This window comes from Janthinobacterium agaricidamnosum, from assembly GCF_003667705.1.
Classification (GTDB): domain Bacteria; phylum Pseudomonadota; class Gammaproteobacteria; order Burkholderiales; family Burkholderiaceae_D; genus Janthinobacterium.
Genome location: NZ_CP033019.1, coordinates 1,204,154 through 1,220,646 on the forward strand (window position 1 = coordinate 1,204,154; position 16,493 = coordinate 1,220,646).

General features: G+C 63.9%; 15 protein-coding genes. 9 read left to right on the forward strand and 6 right to left on the reverse strand.

The genetic code is table 11. The features are described from left to right. The first annotated feature begins 8 nt into the window (after positions 1-8). Entirely contained in the window at positions 9-1,439 is a 1,431-nt protein-coding gene (locus tag D9M09_RS05475; protein ID WP_121668775.1) for a mannose-1-phosphate guanylyltransferase/mannose-6-phosphate isomerase, read from the forward strand. A 3-nt stretch (positions 1,440-1,442) separates the two neighbouring features. Here the strand turns inward: D9M09_RS05475 and D9M09_RS05480 are convergent, their stop codons facing one another. Continuing rightward, positions 1,443-1,940 carry a serine acetyltransferase gene (locus D9M09_RS05480; protein ID WP_240453560.1) on the reverse strand — a complete coding sequence of 166 codons (498 nt, stop codon included), beginning with the start codon at positions 1,938-1,940 and terminating at the stop codon, positions 1,443-1,445. A gap of 308 nt (positions 1,941-2,248) precedes the next feature. On the opposite strand from D9M09_RS05480, the gene D9M09_RS05485 reads away from it, so the two are divergent. The 3 genes from D9M09_RS05485 to D9M09_RS05495 all read left to right on the forward strand — a co-directional run bounded on the left by D9M09_RS05485 (position 2,249) and on the right by D9M09_RS05495 (position 4,626). Beyond that, positions 2,249-2,803 carry an FxDxF family PEP-CTERM protein gene (locus D9M09_RS05485; protein ID WP_121668776.1) on the forward strand — a complete coding sequence of 185 codons (555 nt, stop codon included), beginning with the start codon at positions 2,249-2,251 and terminating at the stop codon, positions 2,801-2,803. Between the two features lie 78 nt (positions 2,804-2,881). Continuing rightward, positions 2,882-3,460, forward strand: coding sequence for an FxDxF family PEP-CTERM protein (locus D9M09_RS05490; protein WP_070312101.1), 579 nt, complete (start codon positions 2,882-2,884; stop codon positions 3,458-3,460). 155 nt (positions 3,461-3,615) lie between these two features. After that, the gene (locus D9M09_RS05495) at positions 3,616-4,626 is read left to right on the forward strand and encodes a TIGR03790 family protein (protein ID WP_240453561.1); all 1,011 of its coding nucleotides are present in this window, start codon (positions 3,616-3,618) and stop codon (positions 4,624-4,626) included. Between the two features lie 54 nt (positions 4,627-4,680). On the opposite strand, the gene D9M09_RS05500 is transcribed toward D9M09_RS05495, so the two are convergent. Continuing rightward, complete coding sequence (locus D9M09_RS05500) at positions 4,681-5,421, reverse strand: PEP-CTERM sorting domain-containing protein (RefSeq protein WP_121668777.1); 741 nt, start codon at positions 5,419-5,421, stop codon at positions 4,681-4,683. Positions 5,422-5,871: 450 nt separating this feature from the next. Between D9M09_RS05500 and D9M09_RS05505 the strand changes: the two genes are divergently transcribed. The 3 genes from D9M09_RS05505 (at position 5,872) to D9M09_RS05515 (ending at position 10,419) form a co-directional block, all read left to right on the forward strand. After that, positions 5,872-8,865, forward strand: a complete 2,994-nt coding sequence (locus tag D9M09_RS05505; protein WP_121668778.1) for an ExeM/NucH family extracellular endonuclease — start codon at positions 5,872-5,874, stop codon at positions 8,863-8,865. 10 nt (positions 8,866-8,875) lie between these two features. After that, positions 8,876-9,514 carry an NF038129 family PEP-CTERM protein gene (locus tag D9M09_RS05510; protein ID WP_121668779.1) on the forward strand — a complete coding sequence of 213 codons (639 nt, stop codon included), beginning with the start codon at positions 8,876-8,878 and terminating at the stop codon, positions 9,512-9,514. Between the two features lie 182 nt (positions 9,515-9,696). Continuing rightward, positions 9,697-10,419 (forward strand): winged helix-turn-helix domain-containing protein, encoded by a 723-nt coding sequence (locus D9M09_RS05515; RefSeq protein ID WP_121668780.1) that lies wholly within the window; start codon positions 9,697-9,699, stop codon positions 10,417-10,419. Positions 10,420-10,547: 128 nt separating this feature from the next. On the opposite strand, the gene D9M09_RS29560 is transcribed toward D9M09_RS05515, so the two are convergent. Continuing rightward, positions 10,548-10,721, reverse strand: a complete 174-nt coding sequence (locus D9M09_RS29560; protein WP_240453562.1) for a hypothetical protein — start codon at positions 10,719-10,721, stop codon at positions 10,548-10,550. A 53-nt stretch (positions 10,722-10,774) separates the two neighbouring features. Between D9M09_RS29560 and D9M09_RS29565 the strand changes: the two genes are divergently transcribed. After that, the gene (locus D9M09_RS29565; protein WP_240453563.1) at positions 10,775-11,086 is read left to right on the forward strand and encodes a LuxR C-terminal-related transcriptional regulator; all 312 of its coding nucleotides are present in this window, start codon (positions 10,775-10,777) and stop codon (positions 11,084-11,086) included. Here the strand turns inward: D9M09_RS29565 and D9M09_RS05525 are convergent. The 3 genes from D9M09_RS05525 to D9M09_RS05535 form a co-directional block, all read right to left on the reverse strand. Then, positions 11,083-11,487 carry a protease inhibitor I9 family protein gene (locus tag D9M09_RS05525; protein ID WP_121668781.1) on the reverse strand — a complete coding sequence of 135 codons (405 nt, stop codon included), beginning with the start codon at positions 11,485-11,487 and terminating at the stop codon, positions 11,083-11,085. The two genes, D9M09_RS29565 and D9M09_RS05525, sit on opposite strands and share 4 nt — an antisense overlap. 104 nt (positions 11,488-11,591) lie before the next feature. Next, a complete protein-coding gene (locus D9M09_RS05530) occupies positions 11,592-14,744 on the reverse strand; it encodes a S8 family peptidase (RefSeq protein WP_121668782.1) in 3,153 nt (1,050 codons plus the stop codon). A gap of 43 nt (positions 14,745-14,787) precedes the next feature. Beyond that, on the reverse strand, positions 14,788-15,546 hold the full coding sequence (locus tag D9M09_RS05535; RefSeq protein ID WP_121668783.1) for an NF038120 family PEP-CTERM protein: 759 nt from the start codon (positions 15,544-15,546) through the stop codon (positions 14,788-14,790). 487 nt (positions 15,547-16,033) lie between these two features. On the opposite strand from D9M09_RS05535, the gene gspG reads away from it, so the two are divergent. Next, the gene (gene gspG / locus D9M09_RS05540; RefSeq protein WP_034782166.1) at positions 16,034-16,477 is read left to right on the forward strand and encodes a type II secretion system major pseudopilin GspG; all 444 of its coding nucleotides are present in this window, start codon (positions 16,034-16,036) and stop codon (positions 16,475-16,477) included. The last annotated feature ends 16 nt before the right edge of the window (positions 16,478-16,493 follow it).

A 16,493-nucleotide genomic window follows, 5' to 3' on the forward strand; every position in this document is an offset into this window, starting at 1 on the left:
GCCCCGACATGAACATCTATCCAGTGATCTTGTCGGGAGGCTCCGGTAGCCGTCTATGGCCGCTGTCGCGCCAGGCGCTGCCCAAGCAATTGTTGCCGCTGGTATCAAGCCAGACGCTGCTGCAGGAAACCGTGTTGCGCGTGCGGGACCTGGGCGATGTCGGGCTGGCGGTCATGCCGCCGCTGCTGGTGTGCGGCAATGAGCACCGTTTCATGGTGGCTGAACAGCTGCGCCAGGTCGGCGTCGCGCCGCTGGCCATTCTGCTGGAGCCGCTGGGACGCAACACGGCACCGGCCGTGGCGGTCGCCGCGCAATATCTGCTGGCGCACGATGCCGATGCCCTGATGCTGATCATGCCGGCCGACCATCTGGTCGGCGACGTGGCCGCGTTTCACCAGGCGATCGCGCAAGCCGCGCCGCTGGCCGACGCGGGCGCGCTGGCCACCTTCGGCATCTTGCCGACCGCCGCCGAGACGGGCTACGGCTATATCCTTGCCGGCGCCTCCCTGCCTGGTTCGGCGCAAGGACGGCAGGTCGAGCGCTTCGTGGAAAAACCGGACTTGCCCACAGCCCGCGCATTTCTTTCCGATGACCGTTACCTGTGGAACAGCGGCATGTTCCTGTTGCGCGCCGCCGCCTGTCTCGGCGAGTTGCGGATGCTGGAACCTGCCATGCTGGGGGACTGCGAGCTGGCCGTCGCGCACGGCTGCCGCGACCTCGACTTTTTTCGCCTCGATCCTGCCGCCTTTGCCCGCTGCCGCAGCGTTTCGATCGACCATGCAGTGATGGAACACACGCAGCGGGCCGTGGTCGTGCCGGCCGCCATCGGCTGGAGCGATATCGGTTCCTGGTCGGCCCTGTGGCAAGCCTTGCCCGGCGACGAGCATGGCAATGTCGTGCGCGGCGATGCCTATCTCGATGGCGTGCACAATTGCCTGGTGCGTGCCGGCAGCCGCATGCTGGCCGTACTCGGGGTGGATGACCTGGTGATCGTCGAGACCGATGACGCCGTGCTGGTGGCGCACCGCGACCAGGTGCAGCGCGTGCGGCAGGTGGTCGAGCACCTGGAGCGGCATGCGCGCACGGAACACGTCCAGCACCGCCTCGTGTACCGGCCTTGGGGCAGCTACGAAGGCATCGATATGGGCGAGCGCTTCCAGGTCAAGCGCATCGTCGTCAATCCCGGCGGGCAACTGTCGCTGCAGATGCACCATCACCGCGCCGAGCATTGGGTAGTCGTGCGCGGCACGGCCCGGGTCACCTGTGGCGAGACTGTCAAATTACTGACGGAAAACGAATCCACCTACATTCCCATCGGTATGACGCATCGCCTGGAAAACCCCGGCAAGCTGCCGCTGCACCTGATCGAGGTGCAGACCGGCAGTTATCTGGGAGAGGACGATATCGTGCGCTATGCCGATGCCTACCAGCGCGCCTGAGGCTCAGGGCACGCGGTGCATTACGTCCGGCGTGCAGCCGCTCTTGACGACCTTGCCAGGGTTGCCCACCACGATGGAATACGGCGGGATGTCTTCCGTGACGACGGCGCCGCCTCCGATGCGGCTGCCGCGCCCGATGGTGATGCCGCCCGTGATGATGGCGTGCGGGCCGACCCACACCTCATCTTCCAGGGTCGGGTAGCCGGTGACGCGCTGGCCATCCCTGGCAATGCGGTCGCGACGGCCCAGCGTGACGCCATGGAACAGCGTGACATTGCGGCCGATGACGGCACCCGGGCTCATCACCATGCCCCAGCCATGCGTGAGGGCAAATCCGGGGCCTATCTGCGCCCTCCAAGGGAAATCCACCCCCGCCTGGCTGGCCGCATAACGATGCACGAGCTTGCAGAATGGAAGAAATACGGGCCACAGGCCGCGCGCCTGCGATACCGCCTGGCAGAGGCGGGCGGTGGCGACGACACGGAAGGTTCTACTGCGCAAGATTTCCTTGAAGGTCAAGGGCCAGCTGCTGCGACCGAATAGCCGATACGTGTCTGCCTTTAATGCTGTCCAGGTTGTCATACATTCACCACGTCTTCCCCTCCTGTTGTCGTTGGTACTGATTATATCTTTACTATGTTTGCGCACGCCACGGTAACAAGCCGGCATTCGAATTTGATGCCATAAAGAAACTATTCATTAAAAAAAGAATAAGCATATAAATTGCTTTATGATACTATTCTCCTTGGTTAAATTAATTCAATTCCCGTAGGCAACTTATTGTCTGCAATTACGTTTGGTGGAATCGCATGAAGAAACATATTTGCTCAGCTGTGGCCACCGTGGCATTTGCCGGTGCCGCCCTGTTTTCCCAGGCAGCAGCCGCCGCCGTTGTCGACATCAGCTCCGTGCCGACGGCCGTGATGCTGGCGAATGGCGGATCGCTGACCTTTGGCGACAAGTTTAAATCCGGCAATAAAGACAACTTTTTCAACGACCACTTCACGTTCAACGTGGCACAGTTCAGCAATGTGAGCCTGGTGGTCACGTCGACCAGCACGAGCGCGGCGAATGGCTTGAACCTGACGGGCCTGGGCCTGTACGACAGCGCCAATCACAGCCTGTTGCAGGGCGCGCAGGTATTGACGGGCAAGGATGACAAGTGGACCTTGTCTTTTGCCAACCTGGCGGCCGGTTCCTATTACGTCAAGGTTAGCGGCAACCTCGTTTCGGGCGCGGGCGCCACCTTCAGCGGCAACGGCAGTCTGGTGTCGGCTGTGCCGGAACCGGCAAGCTACGGCATGCTGCTGGGCGGCCTGGGTCTGCTGGGCTTCCTGGCGCGCCGCCGCCAGAAGTCTGCCTGAGCATCGCTGCACCGCTTTCCTTCCGCATTTTTATCTTGCGGCCAGCCTGTGCCGGCCGCTGTTTCCTTGGTGAAAAGTATGAACAAAATTCTCAAATCCCTGTTCCTGGCGATCATGCTGGCCGGCAGCAGCCTGGGCGCGCAAGCCGCCCCCGTCGACATCAGCCACGCGCCTGTCGACCTGACGCAGGACTTGCTCGATTATTCGGGCAGCAACCTGTTCGGCTCGTTTACGCTGGCACCGGGCCAGTTGGCCGGCGTCGAGCACAATTTCTTCAGCGACAAATTCCTGTTCACCTTGACCGGTAGTAATGATTTTAGCGGCCTGGCCACTTCCCTGAAGCCCAGTCTGAACTCGGGCCTGACCTTGACGGGTTTCAGTCTGAAGAATGCCGGCGGCGTCGTCTTGCAAGGAACGCTGGACCTGTTGAACTTCACGGCGGCGGACCAGGCCTGGGTCCTGTCGTCGAACACAGCGCCGCTGGGCGCCGGCGACTACTTCCTGGAAGTGAATGGCTACGTGGCCTCGGCGGCCGGCGGCAGCTATAGCGGCAACGTGTCCGTCAATCCCGTGCCGGAACCGGAAACCTATGCCATGTTGCTGGCAGGTCTGGGCCTTGTGGGTTTCATGGCGCGCCGCCGCAAGCAGCAGGCGTGATGGCCGTGGCGTGAACGGAAAAGCGGAGGCCTCGGCCTCCGTTTTTTTTTGCAGCGCTTCCGCGGCTATTTTCAAGGCTATAATTGTTGGCACCATGGGCGGCCTGCAAACGGCCGTTTTGATCAATCGCACGTGTATTTTTTCCCGGTACCCCATTGCGTATTTCATTCTGTCTGTCGCTGGCATTGCTGGCAAGTAGCGCCCATGGCGCCGCACCCGGCTTACAGCCGTCACAATTAGCCATCGTCATCAATGATGCTGAACCGAACAGTATCGAGGTGGGGGAGTATTACCGCCAGGCGCATGCCATTCCTGCCGCCAATATCGTGCATGTGCATATTCCAAACCGGCCGCGCAAGCTGAGCATGGACCAGTTCGCTCAACTGAAGGAGCGCATCGACGGCCAGCTGAAGCCAGGTATCCAGGCGGTGCTGATGGTATGGAGCGCGCCGTATGCGGTCGAATGCAATTCCATCACCTCGGCCTTTACCTTGGGATATGACGCCGGGCAGTGTTCGAAGAGCTGCGGCGCCGGCAAGCCCAGTACCTATTTCAGCAGCGATACGGCCCAGCCATTCAGCCAGCTGGGCATGCGTCTGTCGATGTTGCTGCCCATCGATTTTGTCGAAGAGGCCAAGGCGGTCGTCGATCGCGGCACGGCCAGCGGTTTTGCCGTGCCGGCCGCCAGTGCCTATTACCTGAACACGAGCGAAGGCGCGCGCAACAGCCGCGCGGCATTTTTTCCACCGGCCGGAGTGGTGCGCCAACGCAAGCTGACGATCAAGAACATGAAGGCCGATGTGCTGGAAGGCGCACAGGACATCATGGTGTACCAGACGGGCATGGCGAAGGTGGACAAGCTCGATACCTTGCGTTTTCTGCCGGGCGCTCTGGCCGACCACCTGACGTCGTTTGGCGGCGATTTGCAGGGCACGGCGCAGATGAGCAGCCAGCGTTGGCTGGAAGCGGGCGCGACCGCCAGTTACGGCACCGTCAGCGAGCCCTGTAATTATTGGCAGAAATTTCCTAACCCCACGGTGCTGCTGCGCCGCTACCTGAGCGGCATGACGGCGCTCGAAGCGTACTGGGGCAGCGTCGCCTGGCCGGCGCAGGGGCTGTTCATCGGCGATCCTCTGGCGGCGCCCTACGCCAGCTTCCGCCGCTGACGGCATGCTGGCGTGATTGAAGGCAAAAAAAATGGCTCGTATGAGCCATCTTTTTTATGCCTTGCCGTTGCGGCGGCGGCCGATCCAGCTCAGCAGTCCCAGGCCTGCCAGCAACATCACATAGGTTTCCGGTTCCGGTACGGGAGGAATCGGCGGCACTACGACGCCATTGCCGCCCGTGCCGATCGCGCCGCCGCCGCTGCGGTCGAAACCGCCGCTGGCGCCGCCGCCGCCGACACCGCCGCCACCGGCCGGCGGCGCGATGCCGCCGCCAGACGAGACCAGCAGCGGTTCATACACGTCGCCGGCACGCAGGCTGCGGCCAGCTTGATAGCCACGGCCCTCGATGGCTGGTTCTTCCTGCGCATACACGAAATCGCGGCTGCCGAAATGGTGCTGGCCGGTGCTGGCCAGCAGGCTGGCATTGGCGCCGTATCCTGCATCGGCAGGCTGTCCCAGAGCGTTGGCCAGACGATGGTCATTGCCGGAAAATGCAGGCGTGCGCAATACCTGGTCTGACTCGCCGGTACCAAATTCGGGCGTCGAGCCAACACCGTCATTGCTGCGCGCGCCAAAGTTGACGAAACCATTCGCCAGGCTGCAGGCGCTGCTTGAACTGTCGGGGTTGAATTCGGCGCCCTTGCCACCGCCATCCGCATTGCCCGCTTCGCAGCGCTTGCTGTCCGCATTGGCCTGTGCCGCAACTGTCTGTGCCTGCGCCAATCCGGCCGTCATGAACAGGGCTGCCGCCATGGCGGCGCAGAAAACGGAGTATTGCTTGCGTGGTTTTAACATGGTCTATCTCTTCAGAATGCATGCGAGCGTCGCGCCGTGCGCTGTCCGTTCGTGATGCGATTAATATTGCTACCGGTAATGCGACCTTTGTGTGCATGGCCGGATGTGCATCCCAAGAGGCAAGCGAGGCTGGGGCCTGCTCTCATTGTTGCGAAGCTGGTTGTTGTTGTCAGGAACAAAATTTATTTGCCTGAAATATATCACATTTTTCCTGGCGGCGTCTTTTTGACTTGCCACACGGTGCCATATGTTGTTCATAAAATACGTTTCAGCAGGCATCGGAAATGGCTGACGGACGAGGCTTTACTCCATTCGGCTTAATCAAATGTCATCAAGTCGTCATCCCCGGCCTTTAATATGCAAATAACAAGTCTGAAATACTTTTGTTAATTGTGGCGCGCCGGCCCATCATGCGGGACCGGCGTCACTTATTTACCGACCGGGATCCTCATGCACACCTCGTTTTCCCCCTTGCGCACGCCGCTGCGCCTGACCGTCATGGCTACCCTGCTGGCCAGCCTGTCCGTGCCGGCCCTGGCGGCTTCCGATATCGTCATCAGCCAGGTGTATGGCGGTGGCGGCAACAATGGCGCGCTGTATCGCAACGATTTCATCGAACTGTTCAACCGTGGCGCCAGTCCCGTCAACCTGAGTAACTGGAGCGTGCAATACGCGTCGGCCGCCGGTTCGAGCTGGGCCGTGACGGCCTTGCCGGCTATCGATTTGCAACCGGGCCAGTATTTGCTGGTCCAGCAAGCCAAGGGGACGGGCGGCACGCAGGACTTGCCCGCGCCGGATGCCTCGGGCAGCCTGGCCATGTCCGGTACGGCGGGCAAGGTGTTGCTGAGTAATAACAAGACGGCCCAGACGGGCACCAGCCCCACGGGCGCCGCCGTCGTCGACCTGGTCGGTTTCGGTACGGCCAACGGTTTTGAGGGCGCCGTCGCTCCCGCGCCATCGAATACCCTGTCGATTGCGCGCGCGAATGGCGGCTGCGGCGACACGGACGACAACAGCGTGGACTTCGCCGCCGGCAGCGTGACGCCGCGCAACACGGCTTCCGAGCGCCACGTCTGCGGCGGCCCGGTCGTGCACCAGATCATCACCAGCTGCCCGGCCAGCCTGGCGCTGGCGCTGGGCAATGGCGGCAGCGCCGTGCTGCGCGCGTCCGACGTGGATGGCGTGGTGAATGCTGCTATCTTGAGCTCGCCGGCGGTGGCCGGCATCAGCCTGGCCAATTTCAGCGCGGCCGGCGTGGCGGGCGAGAGCGCCAGCGTGAACCTGCTGGTGGCCGCTGGCGTGCCGGTGGGCAATTATCCCGTCGTCGTCCAGTTCGGCAACGACCAGCAGCAAACGGCGTCATGCAAGGTCGACGTGGCCGTGCAAGGCCTGGCCGCCGTCAGCCACACGATCCCGCAAATCCAGGGCAGCGGTGCGGCCAGCCCCTACGCCAATTCCGTGCAGACGACCGAGGGCGTCGTCACCCTGAAAGTAGGCACGGGTTTCTTCATGCAGGACGCGGCCGGCGACGGCGACCCGTCGACCTCGGACGGCATCTTCGTGTACACGGGCGCGGCCGTTACCACCGTGCAGCAGGGCGAGCTGGTACGCGTGACGGGCACGGTGTTCGAATACACGCCGTCGGGCGCGAAAAATTCCTATACGGAACTGAAGGACGTGACGGCCATCCTCACGCAAAGCGCGGGCCACGGCATCGTGCCGGTGAATGTGACCTTGCCGAACGACAACCTGGCTGCCGTGGAAGGCATGCTGGTGCGTTTCACGCAACCGCTGACCGTCTCGCAAAACGCCTACCTGGGCGCGCGCGGCGAACTGACCCTGTCGGCGGGACGGCGCGAAGTGCCGACCAACCGCTATCCGGCAGGCTCCGCCGAAGCGCAAGCCTTGATCGCCGCCAATGCGAACAACCTGATCGTGCTCGATGATGGCATTTTCGTCACGCCGCCGACGATACCGTATATCGGCCAGGACAACACCGTGCGCAGCGGCGACACGGTGGCCGACCTGACGGGCGTGGTGGATTTCGGTGCCATCGGCGGTGGCGGCGCCGCCTACAAATTGCAGCCGACGCAGACGCCGCAATTCTCGCGCGACAACCCGCGCACGGGCAGCCCGGAACTGCCATCCGGTAACGTCAAGGTGGCCAGCGCCAACGTGCTCAATTTCTTTACGACCTTTACCAATGGCAATAACGTGTTTGGCCAGACGGGGCAGGGCTGCACCGTGGGTGCGTCGACCACCAAGTCGAACTGCCGCGGCGCCGACAACCTGGCCGAATTCGTGCGCCAGCGCGACAAGATCGTGGCCGAACTGAAAGCCATCGATGCGGACGTGGTGGGCTTGATGGAAATCCAGAACAATGGCGAAACGGCCGTCACTTACCTGGTCGAGCAGCTGAACGCGGCCATCGGCGGCGTCACCTACGCCGTGGTGCCGAAGCCGGCCGCCACGGGTACGGACGCCATCCGCGTGGCCATGATCTACAAGCCTGCCAAGCTGGGCCTGGTGGGCGGCGCCCTGTCGGACGCCAACGCCATCAACAACCGTCCGCCGATGGCGCAAACGTTCAAGGCCGCCAACGGCGAGAAATTCTCGCTGGTCGTCAACCACCTGAAATCGAAGGGCAGCTGCCCGTCGAGCGGGCTGGACGCGGACCAGAACGATAGCCAGAGCTGCTGGAACGCCAGCCGCGTGCAGCAGGCCCAGCGCCTGGTGGGCAGCTTCGTGCCGCAGGTGGCGGCCGCCGCCGGCGACGCGGACGTGCTGGTCATCGGCGACTTGAATTCGTATGGCGCGGAAGACCCGATCCAGGTCATCACGGGCGCCGGATTCGTCAATGAACTCGAGCGTTTCGTGCGGCCGTCCGGCATGCCGTACTCATACGTATTCGGCGGCCAGAGCGGCTACCTCGACCATGCCCTGGCCAGTGCCTCGCTGAGTCCGCAAGTGGCGGGCGTGGCCGAATGGCATGTGAATGCGGACGAGCCGGAAGTGATCGACTACAACATCGACTCGGCCAAGCCGCAAGACCTGTACAACGCCTTGCCCTACCGCGCCTCGGACCACGACCCCGTCGTCATCAGCCTGGACTTGCAGCCCGCCTACCGCGACATCACGGCCGGCGTGGCGCAAGCCAGCTCGGGACTGACGTTCAACCGCGCGACGCAAAAGTACGCGGGCACGTTCTCGTTCACCAACACGGGCACGGCGGCCATCAGCGGCCCGTTCCAGGTGGTGTTCGGCGGCTTGCCGGCCGGCGTGACCCTGGCCAATGCCACGGGCAGCCATGCGGGCGCCGCCTATGTCACCGTCAACGCGGCCAGCCTGGCGCCCGGTGCGACGGCCTCGTTCGCCGTCAGTTTCACCAATCCGTCGAAAGTGACGATCAATTACTCGGCCAGCATTTTTGCCGGCAACTTCTAAGGACTTGACCATGTTGACAACGAAATTCAATCTTACCCTGCGCCGTGCCGTGCTGGCCGCCTTGCTCGCTGGCAGCAGCAGCCTGGCGCTGGCGGACCCGCTAGCCTACCGCGTGGAAATCGACACGAGCCAGTTCTCGGGCGCCGGTTTCCTCGACTTCGCCTTTATCGCCGGCAACAGCCCGGCGCCGGGCGCGACAGCCACCCTCAGCAATTTCTCGGGCGCGTTCGGCGCGCTGGCATCGCAGGAAGGCAACGTCAGCGGCAGCTTGCCCGGCACCTTGACCTTCGGCAATAGTGGCGCCTACAACGACTGGTTTCACAACGTGACCCTGGGCGGCAAATTCGGTTTCAACGTCGTTTTCGGCGGCGACTTCCTGAACACGGCCGGCAACGCGGGCACGACGTTTGGCGTGGGCTTGCTCGACTACACCGGCACGTCCTACCTGGGCAATGTGAACGGCAACCTCGTGCAATTCGAACTGACGCCGCTCAATGGGGGCATTCCGGCCAGCATCGCCGGCAGCACGTATGCGAGCATCGCGTCGATCTCGGCCGTGCCGGAAGCGTCGGAATGGATGATGCTGACGGGCGGCCTGGCGCTGATCGGTTTTGCCTTGCGCCGCCGCCAGCCTGTCACGCGCGCCTAGTTTTTCCAGTCGGAACACAGCGCGCCTGCGGGCCGCTGTGCTTTGCCTATTTAGTCGCAATAGCTATAAATCAGGAAACTAAATTGTATTGGTCAGCGTTTTACGCTTGATGCATAGTCAAAAACTTGTCGGGCCGTCTAGTTTTTCATGGAGGGCCGCCAACTTTTTCGGAAGGATGCATCATGCGCCGTCATATTTTGCTGCTCGATCCCGCGCCCGCCATGCAAGCCTTGTTGCTGCATAACCTTGAAGGTGCCGGCTACCGGGTTAGCTGCGCCCCGGACGCGCGCGGCGCGCAGGCGCTGATGGCCGTGGATGCGCCCGACGTGCTGCTGCTGGAATGGGAGTTGCCGGATGCGTCCGGCATCGCGCTGCTGCGCCAGGTGCGCCAGGATGACCAGCTGTGCGACTTGCCCATCATCATGGTCAGCGCGCGCGACAGCGAACAGGACAAGGTGCTGGCGCTGGAAAGCGGCGCCGACGACTATCTGTGCAAGCCTTTCGGTCCCCGTGAAATGCTGGCCCGCGTGCACGCGCTGCTGCGCCGGCGCACCCCATCGGCCTGGCGCCCAGGCGCAAACACGGCCGGCGCCAGCGTCTTGCGGCTCGACCCGCATACCCAGCGCGTGACGGCCGGCAGCGTGCCCGTCAGCCTGGGCCGCGTGGAATTCAAGCTGCTGCATTTCCTCATGGACCATCCCGGACGCGTGCATAGCCGCGCGCACCTGCTGGACCAGGTGTGGGGCCATGCGGCGTATCTTGACGAACGCACGGTCGATGCCCACGTTGGGCGCTTGCGCCACGCGCTGCAGCCGGGCGGCTGCGGCCACCGCATCGAAACCGTGCGCGGCAGCGGCTACCGTTACCTGGCCGCCGATGCCGCCAACGCCGCCGTGCGCGCATGATGCTGCTGACGGGGCGGGAGCAGGAATACCTGCTGCACGCCATACTCGGCGCGCATGGCATCGCCGAGTCCGGCGATTTCTTTCTGTGGAGCCAGGGGCCGTTGCAAACGCTGTTGCCGCACGACTTATTAATGTGCGCGCAGCTGGGCGCCGACGGGGCCGTGCTGCGCAGCGAAGCCTGGCACAGCATCGTGCCTGATCACGCGCAGCTGCGCGAGCGCCACGGCCAGCTGGCGCGCCTGGCGCTGGTCTGGCGCGCGGGCGGACAAAGGGCGGGCGTCATCGACGGCGTGCTGGTGCACGGCAGCGTGGGTGAGGGGGCGGCAGCTTTTTTGCCCTGTTCGCCATGGGAACCGTGGACGCGGCACGCCAGGCATACGCGCTGGAATTGCTGCTGCCCTACCTGCACCTGCACTGGCTGGCGCTGCCAGGCAGTACACGTGCGCCCCTGGCCGGGCCGGGCGCCACGCGCGCGGCCAGTGCGCGCGAGCTGGAAGTACTGCATTGGGTGCGCGAGGGGAAGAGCAATGACGAGGTGGGGCAAATCCTCGGCATCAGCGGCACCACCGTGAAAAGCCATTTGCAGCGCATCTATAAATTATTGGGCGTGAGCAACCGCACGCAAGCCGTCTCGCGCGGCATCGCGCTGCGTCTGCTCAGCCATTAACGCTGATCCTGTATTGTATTCTTGCCGTTGCCGCCGCCATCCTGCGTGTGTTCGATGCTGCCGGGCGACACCCGCGCCACGTCGGGGCTCGCTTGCAGGCGCGCCACTTCGTCCAGCGTCAGCATGGCGGCAAAACCATTGAAGGCCGTCGTATAGCGATATTGCACGGGAGCATCGGGTACCAGCGCCAGCACGGCGCGCTGCTGCGCTTCCAGCTGGGCCGTGTAGCGCCGCGCGGCGTCGCTGTTCGTATCGAGCCCATGCATGCCGTCCGCCTGCGAGGCCAGCGGCGGGGCGCGCAATTGCACCAGATACGATAGCCGCGCCGCGGCGGCCTGCGCCGCGACAGGCAGCGCATGGACGCTGGCCAGGATGGCAATACTGAGGCGAAATGCGGACATGCAAGCTCCCTTGGCGCATGGCGCCCATGCGCCGATTGTACGCGCGTCGCGTATAAAAAACGCGCCCCGCAGGGCGCGCCGTGTTATTGCCTGGAGCGACACCGTTACAGCTTGGCATCCACCTTCACGTTGCGCTGGCTGGGAACGGCCAGCGGCAGCGGGTTGTTGGTCTCCACCGACAGCACGGTGGTGGACGCGGCCGCATTGTTGCCATCAAGGAAGACTACGCCGCCCAGGTAGCGCTTGCCCGTTTCCAGTCCCGACCAGCTGACGCCGGCCGTGGCGCTGCCGCCCACGTACACCTTGCTGGGCAGGGTGGCTTTCAGGTTGCCGCCCTTGTCGGCTGTCGTGACGACGGCCGACGACAGGCCGAAGCCGGTCGACACGCCATTTGCCACTTCGTAGCCGATCACGCACACCTTGTAGCTGCCCGCCGCCGGGGTGGTCAAGGTGATGGACTCGTTCGAACCGGCCGTGGCCGAGGTGGCGACGGTTGCGCCGGTACTGTTGAGCAGCAGCAGGTCGAGGTCATTGCCGGCGCCCTCGGTCGTGTCGCGGTCGAATATTTCGAAGCGCGCCACGACGGTGCTGGCGGGAATGCTGACATTGACCGCGCGCACGCCGCTGCCGCCCGCCTTGCACGCGGCAGCCATCTGTTCCAGCGTGTCGACGCTGCCCGGCGCGGCCTGGCTGATGGTTTGCTCGCTGCGCGCCACTTCCTTCAGGCCGCCCGTCGCCGCGCCCACCTTGCCGGCAAAGCCGGTGGACAGCGTCAGCGAACGCAGGCCGCTGACCTTGTCGGCCTGCAGCAATGCCGGCGACTGTACCGCGCGGCCCGAGCGGGCCGTGACGGGGCTGCGCACCGTGTGCACGCCGTCGCTCCACACGAGGGCGCCGTACTGCCAGGCATTGTCCGGCGCCGTGGTGCGCGTCAGGGTCACGGTGAAGGACTTGGTTTCGCCGGGCGCGAGCAGCAGGGTGGCAGGCGAAACCGCCACGCTGTAGCCGCTGACCGAAGCGCTGGCCGTGTAGGTGGCGCTGCTGCTGCCCACGTTGGTGACGCGGCGCGTCACCGTTTGCGTGCCCAGCACGTTGCCGATGGTGATGGACGGCATGTTCAGGTTGTAGCCGGCCAGGGTGCCGCCCGCGCATTCGGCCGTCATGCCGACGCCGCACATGTATTTCTTGTAGTCGGCCAGGCTGGCGTCATACACGAGGCCGGGATCGGTCGCCTTGTTCGGCGTCACGTGGCCGGCGCCCTGGCCCCAAGGCAGGATGCCGCGCGCGTCGCCCGCCTGAACGTCGGGCAGGGTGGTGCTGCCGGTCGTCATCAGGGCCGATTTGATGGCGGCCGGGCTCCAGTCCGGGTGCTGCTGGCGCAGCAGGGCGGCCAGGCCGGCCACGTGCGGGCTGGCCATCGAAGTGCCTTGCAGGAAGATGTAGGCTTGCGGCGGCACCAGGCTGCCATCCTGCACGGCGTCGCGCTGGGCGCGCGACAGGGCAGGCGTGCCGCCGGCCAGAATGTCCACGCCAGGGGCCGTGACGTCCGGCTTGAGCAGGTTGGCGTCGTACAGGTTCGGGCCGCGCGACGAGAAGTCGGCCACCACGGGGGCGGCGGGGCCGTTGCCGTTGGTGACGAAACGCGAGATGGCGGCCGTGGCCGTGCCCGTTTGCGCCTGGGCATTGATCAGCGCGCCATCGGCGGCGCTCACGTGCACGGCCGGCAGCACATGCGGGTCGGACACCAGACCGATGCCCGTGTCGACCAGCACCATGCCGGCGCCGCCCGCTTCGAGCACGGCGACGCCCTTGTCGGTACGCGCCGTGGTGCCGCGCAGGCAGCTGACGACCTTGCCGGCCACCTTGGCCGGGTCCAGCAGGGCCACGCCGCCGTTGTCGCCGGCGCGGTAGCACAGCGCCAGTTTTTGCGCATCGGCGCCGGGCAAGCCCGCATCCTGGGCGCGGATCAGGGTGGTGGCCGGCAGCGGGTTGTAGTTGAGAGAGGCGCCCGTGTAGCTGGCGCCGTTGCTGAGAGTCACTTTGGCTTGGTTGGCGCGGTTGTGCGTCGAAGCGGCCACAGTGGTGATCCATGGGCTGACGTGAGCCACGGTATTGGCTGGCCCGGCATTGCCGGCGGACGCGGCAACGAAGACGCCCGCGTTCGACGCGTGCAGGAACGCTTGCTCGACCGGGTCGTTGACGGTGCCGCCGCCGCTGATCGAGTAATTGATCACGTGTACGCCGTCCTGCACGGCTTTTTCGATCGCCGCCACGCTGTCGCCGCCGTAGCAGCCGTTTTTCGCGCCGGTCGGCTGGGTGGCCAGGTTGTACGACCAGCACACCTTGTAGACGGACAGGCGGGCGCGCGGCGCCACGCCGGAAATGGCGCCCAGCGGCGAACCGCCGACAGTGACGGGCACGCCCGCATTGCCGCCCGCGGTGGATGAGGTATGCGTGCCGTGGCCGCCTTCGCCATTCGGGTCGCCGATGGAATCGCGCGGCGAGGTGTATTCGCTCCAGTGCTGGATCTTGTCCGTCTCGGTCAGGCGCACGGCGTTGAAATACTGCGCGCCGAGCAGCTTGTTGTTGCAATGGTCTTGCGTAAAGCCTTCGCCCGTCTGGCAGCTGCCTTTCCAGGCGGCCGGCGGAGCGCCGTAGGCCAGGGTGGCGTTCGGATCGAAGGTCGGTGCGCCGTTGGCGTCGACCTTGTCCGCATACGACAGGTTTTCCGGCCACACGCCGCCATCGACGATGCCGATGATGATGTCCTCGCCCGCATGCTGCTTGCCGCCCAGCTGGCTCCACAGGCCGCCCGGCTGGTCCAGGCCCAGGAAGGTGGGCGTGTAGTTCGTCTGCAGGGCGCGCGGCTCGTCGGGGGCGATGCTGGCCACTTCGCCGCTCGCTTGCAGCTGGCGCACTTCGGCGTCCGTCAGCAGGGCGGAGAAACCGTTGAGGACGATCTTGTACTGGTATTGCACGGGCGCGGCGGCGACGAGTGCTTGTACCCGGGCCTGTTTCTGCTCAAGGTAGTCGCCGTACAGCTGCACTTGCGCGCTGGCCAGGTCGAGGCGGCCGCCGGCGGCAGGCTGGGTGGCGCTCAGGCCTTCCACCGAGCCGGTGTAGGAGGCGATCGGTTTGTCGGTCAACTGCACGATGTAGGGGCGGCGCAGGTCGTCGGCGTGGGCCTGGAAGCTGAGGCTGGCAAACAGGCTCAGCACGGCGAGCGAAATGGGACGCAAGGCGGGACGGAATGTCATGTCGGGTTTCCTGGTGACGGTAGCGGGAATCGAAAGGGATAAATCAGGCTTGCTGGCGGCGGCGCGCCGCGAAACCGATGCCTGCCAGGCCCAGCAGCAGCATCGCGTAGGTCGATGGCTCCGGTACCGAGGCGACGATATTGTCGAGCGCAAACTGGCCCTTGTTGCTGTTGAAGGCGTTGCAACTGCCGGCTGTGTTGCAAGTGAAACCGAAGAAGGCCAGCGACGCGAACTGCTGGCTGCCGAAGTTGGCGCTGGTGTTGTAGCGCTGGAACTGGAAGTTGCCGCCGAGCGGGCCGCCCAGCTGGTACGTTTCATACATGTAAGAGCCGTCCGCATAGAAGCCTTGCACGCGCAGCAGGCCGGCCACGGCCGGATAGGTGACGCCCTGCGCATAGCCGATGAAGCTGGCATCGAAACCTTGCAGGCTGACGCTGCCGCCCGTCTTCAGCGGGTCCAGGTAGACGATGCCGTCGTTGAGGGCCGCATAGTAATTGCTCGTATTGTTGGTCGGGCACGCCATGCCGCAGGCGGCCGGGTCCGTGCCGTCGAAGACTGCGCCGACCAGGTCGCCATTACTGGCGCCGTCGGCATTTGAGAGGCCCGTCAGCAGGAAATTTTTGAATTCCAGCGAGTCGCCGTGGCCGACGAACTGGCTGTCGAGATTATCGAAGTTGATCACGTCCGCGACGGCGGCGGGAGCCCAGGCGGCGGACAGGGCCAGGATGGCGGCGCCGGTCCACTGCTTGGCCGAGAAAGGACTTGCTGCGGCAGTTGCCTTCGAATGCACAATACGAGTCATGAATTTTCCCTTGGTGATTATGTCGGATGCAATATGTTTTGCGTCTTGGATGCTGTCTTGGATGCTCTCTCCTGCGCGGCCGGATAGGATTAATGCGGACCCATGCGTAGAAAATTGATTTTTACTATAGCAAAAGAGGCAATTGCATTGTTTGATATTCTTTCAAATTTAATTTGAAAGTTACAAATAATGAATGAATAAAATTCATCATTTGCTATGGTTTGACAACCAAAAGTAGATAGTTTCCGCATTGAAAATAGTTGAATAATTGACTAGCCAGTCAGGCGCGCGCGGCGCCGTGCCCCTTTCGTACACACTGGATGGTTTCCGCAGGAATTTGTTGTTCACAGAGCAAAGAAAAGATTGTATTAACCATAACCGGCATGGTAGGCTGATAAGCATCAGGCAAGCGCGTGTCGCCCGTGCGTGGCCATCCGCCGCGCACAGCGACGCAATGTATTGAAGGTAGGCAATAAGGAGTTACCGGATGCATGCAGCACACAGGCAGAACCTTGCGGCAACGCGCCATGCGCGCGGCTTTACCTTGCTCGAACTGCTGGTGGTCATCGTGATCATCGGCTTGCTGGCCGCGTATGTCGGCCCCAAGTATTTCGCCCAGCTGGGCAAATCCGAAGTGACGGTGGCCAAGGCGCAGATCGAGGCGTTTGAAAAATCGCTCGACACCTACCGCCTCGACGTGGGACGCTATCCGACCACGGAAGAGGGCCTGGCCGCGCTGCTGGCCGCGCCGCCCGCCGCCGGCACGCGCTGGAATGGCCCCTACCTGAAAAAAGCCGTGCCGCTCGATCCGTGGGGCCATGCGTATCAATACCGCGCACCGGGCAGCAAGGGCGAATATGACATCGTCTCGATGGGCAAGGATGGCCAGCCCGGCGGCAGCGGCGAAAACGCCGACATCAGCTCGCAATAACGCCAGCGCCATTCTT